Origin of the sequence: Persicobacter diffluens (assembly GCF_036244895.1) — a bacterium.
Classification (GTDB): Bacteria; Bacteroidota; Bacteroidia; order Cytophagales; family Cyclobacteriaceae; genus Persicobacter; species Persicobacter diffluens.
On sequence record NZ_BQKE01000016.1, the window covers coordinates 1 to 8,373 of the forward strand.

At 34.7% G+C, this 8,373-nt stretch carries 9 protein-coding genes and 1 pseudogene; 7 read left to right on the forward strand and 3 right to left on the reverse strand.

The window, feature by feature from the left end; translation table 11 throughout:
- Positions 1 to 2,629: 2,629 nt before the first annotated feature.
- The 3 genes and pseudogenes from AAA970_RS27745 to AAA970_RS27755 all read left to right on the forward strand — a co-directional run.
- Positions 2,630 to 3,184: pseudogene (locus AAA970_RS27745) on the forward strand (RepB family plasmid replication initiator protein); the annotation flags it as partial.
- A complete protein-coding gene (locus tag AAA970_RS27750) occupies positions 3,139 to 3,579 on the forward strand; it encodes a hypothetical protein (RefSeq protein ID WP_338240179.1) in 441 nt (146 codons plus the stop codon). The pseudogene AAA970_RS27745 and the gene AAA970_RS27750, both read left to right, overlap by 46 nt.
- A gap of 121 nt (positions 3,580 to 3,700) precedes the next feature.
- Entirely contained in the window at positions 3,701 to 4,012 is a 312-nt protein-coding gene (locus tag AAA970_RS27755; RefSeq protein ID WP_338240180.1) for a hypothetical protein, read from the forward strand.
- A gap of 829 nt (positions 4,013 to 4,841) precedes the next feature.
- Here the strand turns inward: AAA970_RS27755 and AAA970_RS27760 are convergent.
- Genes AAA970_RS27760 through AAA970_RS27770 form a run of 3 tightly spaced genes read right to left on the reverse strand, consistent with a single transcriptional unit; the run spans position 4,842 to position 5,777 of the window.
- A complete protein-coding gene (locus AAA970_RS27760; RefSeq protein ID WP_338240181.1) occupies positions 4,842 to 5,186 on the reverse strand; it encodes a transposase in 345 nt (114 codons plus the stop codon).
- A gap of 38 nt (positions 5,187 to 5,224) precedes the next feature.
- Complete coding sequence (locus tag AAA970_RS27765) at positions 5,225 to 5,539, reverse strand: transposase (protein WP_338240185.1); 315 nt, start codon at positions 5,537 to 5,539, stop codon at positions 5,225 to 5,227.
- A complete protein-coding gene (locus AAA970_RS27770; RefSeq protein ID WP_338240182.1) occupies positions 5,493 to 5,777 on the reverse strand; it encodes a hypothetical protein in 285 nt (94 codons plus the stop codon). Before AAA970_RS27770 ends, AAA970_RS27765 begins: the two co-directional genes overlap by 47 nt.
- A gap of 120 nt (positions 5,778 to 5,897) precedes the next feature.
- On the opposite strand from AAA970_RS27770, the gene AAA970_RS27775 reads away from it, so the two are divergent.
- From AAA970_RS27775 to AAA970_RS27930, 4 genes are all read left to right on the forward strand, one after another.
- The gene (locus AAA970_RS27775; protein WP_338240183.1) at positions 5,898 to 6,485 is read left to right on the forward strand and encodes a TOPRIM nucleotidyl transferase/hydrolase domain-containing protein; all 588 of its coding nucleotides are present in this window, start codon (positions 5,898 to 5,900) and stop codon (positions 6,483 to 6,485) included.
- Between the two features lie 417 nt (positions 6,486 to 6,902).
- Positions 6,903 to 7,352, forward strand: coding sequence for a restriction endonuclease (locus AAA970_RS27780; RefSeq protein WP_338240184.1), 450 nt, complete (start codon positions 6,903 to 6,905; stop codon positions 7,350 to 7,352).
- A 65-nt stretch (positions 7,353 to 7,417) separates the two neighbouring features.
- Positions 7,418 to 7,708, forward strand: coding sequence for an nSTAND3 domain-containing NTPase (locus AAA970_RS27785; RefSeq protein WP_338240186.1), 291 nt, complete (start codon positions 7,418 to 7,420; stop codon positions 7,706 to 7,708).
- A gap of 17 nt (positions 7,709 to 7,725) precedes the next feature.
- Entirely contained in the window at positions 7,726 to 8,211 is a 486-nt protein-coding gene (locus tag AAA970_RS27930; RefSeq protein WP_420916764.1) for an nSTAND3 domain-containing NTPase, read from the forward strand.
- Positions 8,212 to 8,373 lie beyond the last annotated feature (162 nt).

Genomic DNA, 8,373 nt, shown 5'->3' on the forward strand with positions numbered 1-8,373 from the left:
CATTGGATAATTTTTCCATGAGGTTGAAGATTAATAGTGATGTGTAAATTTTACACATGATGTTACTTAACTGTAACAAAGTAACATGATAAAAATGAGAATAACAAAGTTGCGTTACAATTTAGTAACTATAACCAAAAATAATGATAGAATTCAGTGAAATAGGGGAAAGGCGGTCACTATATCTCAATAAGATAATAAAATTTATTGTAAAATTTAAAATATTATTGCTTTTACCAGGCCCTTTTAAAAAACCAGCATAAACCCTCGGTGCCCCCTCAACTTCCATTATCTGATTAAGCACTTCATAAATAATAAGTGACTTTGGATAGAATTAAAAACAATAGCAATGCCAGGCACACAGGTATTCCGGTTAGCCGATTATAGTAATTAAATTTTCAGGAGGACAAATGCCCTAAAACACCTTTTTACGTTACTTCCCTACAAAAACACTATTTATTGATGCCCCAAAAAGCTGAACGTATCTTTAGTTCAATGATAACATTAGTTCTATCAAGCACCAAAATAACTGCATCGACCAGTATATTGACAGGATTTGCAAATAAGAGCCGGACTTGAACAGCTTTTTCAACGTTACTTTTCTACAAGACCAACAATTTTTTAGGTAACGGAAATAGCTTATAAAATCCCTGAGACATCGCATGTGCCCATAATAATTCCGAAAACGAACTATCGTTCCAAAAACTCAACTATAAGTTATTGAGCATGTTTACAAGTATCCGGCTGCAATTTCAAATTATTGGAAACGATTTTAGGTAATTTCTCAACAATAGCGATGCTATTCCCTCAAATAACCGGCTATCGCTTCTGAAATAATCAAATTTTAGTTTTAGCTGTGAATTTTGGCTTTAAACACGTACTCACTCAAAGTATTTTATTACGTTACTTTACTACAAGCACCATATTTTTCAAAGCAGTAGCAAAGTAACGCATTAAATCAAACCGCTATTAATGCCCGCCTAGCACAAATGGAAAAAAAGGAATAATGCGCTCTTCCAAAATTTTTCCAAATAAGCAGATGAATAAGGAGAATGCCAGCTTACACAAAGCTGACCTATTGAATCAAAATAAACCTGAAATAAAGCAGTTTAGTAAGATCAATTTATCAGGTAAGGGCCTAATTCGATAAAAATTAACAAGTCAAAAGCATAAGAAACTATTTAAGACTTTTATTACGTTGTAATACTACTACAAAACATCCTTTTGAACGTTTTGAAAGTCCGAAATAATTATAACCACCAAAGGGCGTGTTGAAAAGCACACCATCCGGCTGCAAATTCAAATTATTGGAAGCGATTTGGATAATTTCCAAAATCGCGCTGCTATTCTCGCAAAACAATCGGATATCGCTTCTGAATAATCAAATTTTCGCTGCGAAATTAGACTTTTCATCACGCTCAAAAGCGTAAATGGTTTCTTGCCAGATTATTCATGCTTAAACTTTCTTTTAGCTGCATAGTGGAAAAAGGAGGGAATCCTTTGCTGTAATAAGGTTATTCCAGAGCAGAAGGAGTAGGGGGAAGCAAACGTAACCAAATTTGGGCCATTAGTAAAACAGTGAAATCAATACCAACGAACTGAAATATAGCTCCTTATCGTAATTATAAACTTTGCCGTGAGCTTATTCGGCTTAATTAAGCCGAAATAATTCCTAAGAGGAAAATCGAAATTAGAAAACAGTTATGTTTACCGAATATTTATCAAGATAATGGCACTCTTCAATATCCTAAAACTCCTCACCTCCCGCTAGTCAAACAATTGACAGCATATTTCGAAACAGTAGCAAAATAACGTAAACATGCATTCTATCACTGCTTACTTGCCTTAATACGTTACAATCCTACGGGGCAAAAACGATAAAACACATTAATTTAAAGATTTTATTCATTATGCGGATAGTTTCCTGGCATTTTTTACGTTACTTCTCTACAACCAATAAAAGTGGAAGTAGCTTATTTACTAAAAATGCCCGATTTTTAGTCCTTTTGACGTTACAAAACACCATATTAGGAGGTTGGATAAACTTTGAATGCATAGTAACTGCCCATTATTACGTTACAATACTACATTTAGTAATTTTATTTTGGACGAAAAAGCCTAGTTTTTACGTTACTTAACTACAATCATGGGCCAATTTTCAAATAGAATCCTGCAAAAATAAAATATTGATTAAAATCTCTATTTACGTTACACAACAACTATCAAAATAAAAAATTACAACAACCTGTAGCCTTTTAACAAGTAGTTATTATTTATATAGTTATTTGTTGTACGCTATTAAGTAATTCTTTTACAGCATATTAAGTTGATGTTGTGGTAGTGAAGTAACGTATTAGAGGTAGTATTGTAACGCGAATTAGGTAGTAAAATAACGTTTAATATGTAAACAAATAACGCCCGGATTGTAGTGAAATAACGTAATTTTGTAGGAAAGTAACGCATTTTGTAGTGTTATAACGTTTTGAAAAATCTTCCTTTCTTTTATATTTGTAGAGTTGTAACGTAATCCTGCAATAATTTTTATGGATATAGAAAATTCGGTTTTAAACTTTCGCGTTCAGAAAAGTAATAAGCTTATCAACAGTAAGCAAGAGGGCTCACGGCGACTCAAAATAAAATTCTTTTGATTGCAGCGAACAGGTATGTGATGGCGCAAAATGGAGAGCTAGACTTACCTACAGACGAAAGAGGCCGACAATATGTACCACTCTTTCCGAGAGATTTTTTTGGTGGCGAAAAAGTAAACGGTCGGGCGTTGCAGCAGATTAAAGAACAATTGGGCGATTTAACAGGTATCAGTGTCTTTCTTCGCATTCAAACCGAGGAAATGGAAGAAGAGCGTAGGATTCCAATAGCTTCTGCCGTTCGTGGATACCGAGATCGAAAGACCAAGAAGACTGTTGAGGGTAAGGAAATGCAGGTGAGTTTATCTCCTGAAATTGTGGAGATGTTTATAAAGCAGTGGGATAAAGGAAATTTCACCCAATACTTGTATGAAAAGGTGCGTGATTTTAGGGTTGGAAGTGCTTTTAAATTGTATGAGGTTTTATTGCAGCACTTAACCAAAAATCGCTTGCAGCATGGGCAGGTGAAGTTTTCAGTGGAAATGCTGGGGAAATGCTGGCCAGAGGCTCTTATAGAAATAAGAAAAATGGTAATCTGATCTATAGCGAGTTTAAGCGAAATGTGTTGGCCAAATCTATCAACGATATTAATTCGAACGACCGTTGTGATTTGGAGGTCACCAGTTTGGAAGAAAAACGCCTCGGTAGAAAGGTGCAGGATGTCTTTTTTCATGTTCGCTATAAGCAGGGCAGGCATTTTAAGGCGGATAGCGCCATGAAGGATCCGGAAGTCGGAGAGCTTTCGGTAGTAACGGATCAGTTGGTAGAAAAGTGGGTGCGTGCGCTGGTGGCTCGTTTTAAGCGTATTGGCCGAAGCAATTGGCATCAATTAGTGCTTCAGTTAAAGAATGAATATGATAATGATCGTATTGAGAAAAATATTGATTATTTATTATGCCAACAACAAAGGATTAAAATCCTCAAGGCTATTTAAGAACTGCTATTAAGGAAAATTACGCAGAATCCGTACCACAGACAGAATTATTCGCCGTGGCACCAAAAGCTACAAAAGCGCCGGTTTATGAGGCGCCTAAACCTAATTTGGAAAAGCGGGAGTGGAAGTACATAAGGAAAGAATTGCGGAGGAGTTTAATCAATATTGGAAGGATTTGTGTTTTCAGTATTATAATCAGTTAGGAGAGGATTGTTTGGATGATTACCTGGAGTATTTGCAGAATGAAGCTCCTGCACTGGAGCGAAAAAGTTTGTCTTCCTGGGAGATGCAAACGCCTTCTGAGGAAGCGATCCGTTTTTTTGGCCGATATTTAATAAAGAACTTTGGAACGCCGCAGGAAAGGCTTTATCAGGTAAAAGGCCTGAAGGCTTATGCCAAAAAAGTCTATCAGTTTGATGTGGACGCTTTTTAGGGAGCAAGAAAAATTTTGGCTACTGTAAGCGCTTATAGTATATGTTTTTAGTCGCCTTTATTCGTTCCTCAAAAAAGAAGTCCAACAGTTATTTCACTTGATTCTCTTCCTCCATTGGAGGTCCCGACACATAAATGAAATATGATAAAAAAGGATTTAGCTTTAGGCTAAATCCTTTTTTATTCATCATAGGTGGTATGATGGCGGTGTATTCAAACTCCAAAATTCAAAATAGATCCTGCGGATATTAATATCTTCTAAGATTGCTCACCCTTTAGCCTTTTTTGCTCCGCAATCGCCCAGGCTTTGTTCTCCTCCGAGGTCATTGGTCGCATTTCTCCAGTTTCATTTTGCATCAGAAAGGTGGAGATATACAGCGGTTCTTTGGGAATTTTTCTCCTTCCTTTTGCATTTTTTCTAAAAACAGATCCAAATTCTGATAAAAATAAGAATTGATTAAATTATCAGGAATCATGCCGTTAAGTTTTTCTGCCTCCGCAATATTGGCAAAGGTATCCTTCTCAAAATCTATTCTTTTTGCGGACTGATAATCAGCTTCTGCTACGGATTGAAGTGCCGTAAACTTCTCATCATCACTACCGGAAAGCTGATAAGATTTAAATAATGCCGCTGATCATACAGCTAGACATTTATTGATTTGGGGCAAATTTTCCGATCATGGCTTAAGAAGTGAATCAGGATATACTCGCCCAATTTTCTATTCTGTAATCAGCTTCTGCGATGCATTCGACTCCTTTTCGAAAAACGGAAATGGATCTGTACCTTTTACCATTGGCATAAGTTTTCAGACGAACATTTTTGTACTTTTTTAACCATGAGCTATGGATACCGAATATGCAAAAACGACAATAGCCATCATTAACCGACATCTATCTGCTCCCTGAACATTCATTTTTTCAAGGTCAAAACCATTGGTCTTCAAATGTCTGAAACATGTCTCAATTTGCCATCGCTTCCGATAGTCCTCAGCTACTTTATATGCGTTTTTAGATAGATTTGTCAGAAGGAAAATCACAGGTTCCTTTTCCGCATCTTCACTTTTCTTGATGACCATCCGGCAATTGTCTCCGGCTTCAAACTTCATCTTAGCGGACATCGTTTTGCCCTTCACCTTACTATTTATGACTTTTGAAATCATTTGCGCTTTCGTCATAGATTTTTCATTCCACTGATTCTTAAAGTTGCATTCTTTTACCGAAGCACATATTTAAAGCCGTTATCCTCAAGGTATTTGATGAATTTCTGTCCTGCGTATTCACGATCAGCCAAGAGAATTTTGCCTTCAAGATTGAATAACTTTGACGCCTCTTCAAGCAACTGAATTCTTTCTTCCTGATTACTGATGCCCTTCTTTTCCAGATTCATGAAATAGATCGGCACCGCTACTCCATTATACAAAATGGCCAAGGTCATGAAATGAAAAGTACGATCCCTTGCGTCCAGCTGGTGCCATCGACCATCAAAAAATCCCCACCTTTGTGCATATGCATGGCGGATAATTGCAATAGATCACTCCATAAATGGGTGTCAGAATATTCCGTAAATATGCGGTTAAGCGTTTGTAATGGCCAGAGGCGGAAGTACGCTGATTATCTAAAATGCTACCGATGGAATCTTTCACTTTATTAAGACAAACGGTTCCTTTTCGGATGATGCCTAAACTTAGGGCGAGTACATTTTTCCAGCAAGCTTTACCCCATTTTGGAAATTCTTGCGTAAGTTTGCTGTGAAGCGAATTGAACATAGATCTTTGTTGGCGTTGGAACCCAAAGTTACTATTGTTGATTCGCTTTTTACGTTTTTAGGCAAAAATGTCTAGCTGTATGATCCTGATCAAGAAAAGCCATTTGGAAAACTTATTGCGGTGAATTTAGAACGTGATATATCTTACAAAGATGCTTTCCAAATATTATGCTATGAAAATAGCACTCCAGCATTTTTCGCAAATAAAGTATTACTGGTTGAAGGTGATTCTGATTTTATTTATCTCAAAGAGTTATCCAAAACCATGAACCCTAATTGGGATTTTGACAACCAAAATATTCCAATTATTAGAATGAGTGGTAAATCAAACATTAAAAAATACGCGGATTTCTATCGACATTTTGAAGTCCAAGTATTTTCCTTGGTTGATTTAGATATGTTAATTGACGGATTCGATAAATACGAGATCGGCGCAGAAATTCTTTCAAAAAGAGAAGATTTGCTCAAAAAATTAGATGACATATCTGAATCTGGTGATTTTGATTCTGATCTGAAAAAGTCAAAAATTAAAGAATTAACGAGAAGGTATAATTGGAAGCAAAAGTATTCACGTCTGAAAGAGCTAGCAACTTTAGTTAAGGAAGGAGGTCCCATATCTGACGATGATATTTCTGATATTGACTTTTTGTTTGCAGAGGAGTCCAATAATTTGAGAAGACAAATCCTTGGGTATCCTGAAGGGATTTAGATCTTAAGCATGAGTTGTTGAAAGACCTCAGAGACATAAACATTTTTATCCTTAGTAAGGGAGTGATCGAGGACTATTACCCAGAAAGAGTGACAGGAGAAGATAAGCCCTCCAAAGCATTAAATGCCATTAAAAAATTAAAGAAATAAAGGATTTGAGTTCATTTCTTCCAAAGACCAGAATTGAAGGCAAAGAAGTTTGTGAATTAAGTCAAATTTTTGAACAAATATTTAAGTAAACCACAACCCTAATACTTCGAGAAACTATGCGCTTGAGCGACCTAGAATAATATTTTATCTTCGCATAGAAGAGATGATGCCATGATGGCACAAGTAATAAACATGGGTACTGACTATTCTAATTCTGCTTGTTATCACCAGGCCCTCATTTTTTAACCGACTTCACTAGAATGACTTCATGAACGAATATGACTTTTCCACACTTAATGATAAGGAGTTTGAAAAAATCACTCTTGACTTACTTAATAAAAAATTAGGTTTAACATTCCAAAGTTTCAAGAAAGGGAAAGACAAAGGAATAGATCTTCGTTATTCTTCAAATACAAATAATAATAAAATTATTGTTCAAGCTAAACATTATGTGGGCTCCTCATTTGCTCAACTAAAACACACTTTAAAAAATAAAGAATTTGAAAAAGTAAAGAAGTTACAGCCCTTAAGATACATTGTTGTGACTTCTTTACCTTTATCAGCGCAGGAGAAAGATGAAATCAAGTTATTGATTCAACCATACATAAAAACAGCAAATGATATTTATGGTAAAGATGATTTGAATGACTTACTCAGAAGATTTCCAGAAGTTGAAAAAGCCATTTTAAGTTATGGTTTTCAAGCATTTCAATTTTAGAAAGTATATTCAATAATGCTATTGAAGGAAGAACAAAATATCATTTAGAATCAATTCAAAAAAAAATTAAATTTTATGTTGCAACCAAACAAATCAAGGAGGCAAATCTGATATTAAGTAAACAAAAATTACTACTAATCACAGGTCAACCAGGTATTGGTAAAACGACGCTAGCTGACATGATATTATTTGATAGAGCGAAAAATGGGTTTAAAATTTATAAAGTGGAAAATATTAAAGAAGCTGAGGATGTAATTAACATTGAATCTGAAGATAAGCAACTTTTCTACTTTGATGATTTCCTAGGTGCAAATTATTATGAAATCATCAGCGCCCAAAAACAGAAACACAACTAACATCCTTTGTTGAACGAATAAAAAGTACCTCAAACAAATATCTTATACTTACAACTCGTACTGTTATTTTAAATCATGCAATAGAAAAGTATGAAAAGATCAGTCATTCAAAAATAGGGAATAGGCAATTTGAAATTAAACTAACTGATTATACTCAATACGAGAAGGCTTTAATATTATATAATCATTTGTTTTTTAATAACGTAAATCATACGCTTTTTAATAACCTCATTGAAAAACGATTCTACTGGAAAATAATACAACATACAAACTATACACCTCGAATTATTGAATTTATAACTGATAAATCTAAAATTGATTGTTTTTCAACCAGTCAATATAGAGAATATATTCTTAGTAATCTTAATAATCCTAAAGAAATTTGGAGGCACTCTTTCAATAATCAAATATCATATCTGGACAGATGTTTATTATTAACCCTTTTCACTTTTCAAAGAGGCGTTTCTGAAAAGTGCCTAATAAAGCCTTTGAGCATAGATTGAATTACGAAAAAACTGAACACAATCAAATTATCACCTCCGATCAATTTATTAATTCTATTAAAATATTACTCAATGGATTTATAAGTTCATTAATAATTATGAATAGTAAAAACGAAAGAAATATTCATTTATAAACCCATCTTTAGGTGATTTTTTGATAGG

Excerpts from the sequence above, each read along its gene's own strand:
- AAA970_RS27750 (WP_338240179.1), top strand. The coding sequence starts at position 3,139 with ATGCTGGCCAGAGGCTCTTATAGAAATAAGAAAAATGGTAATCTGATC.
- AAA970_RS27780 (WP_338240184.1), top strand. The coding sequence starts at position 6,903 with ATGAACGAATATGACTTTTCCACACTTAATGATAAGGAGTTTGAAAAA.
- AAA970_RS27770 (WP_338240182.1), bottom strand. The coding sequence starts at position 5,777 with ATGTTCAATTCGCTTCACAGCAAACTTACGCAAGAATTTCCAAAATGG.
- AAA970_RS27760 (WP_338240181.1), bottom strand. The coding sequence starts at position 5,186 with ATGACGAAAGCGCAAATGATTTCAAAAGTCATAAATAGTAAGGTGAAG.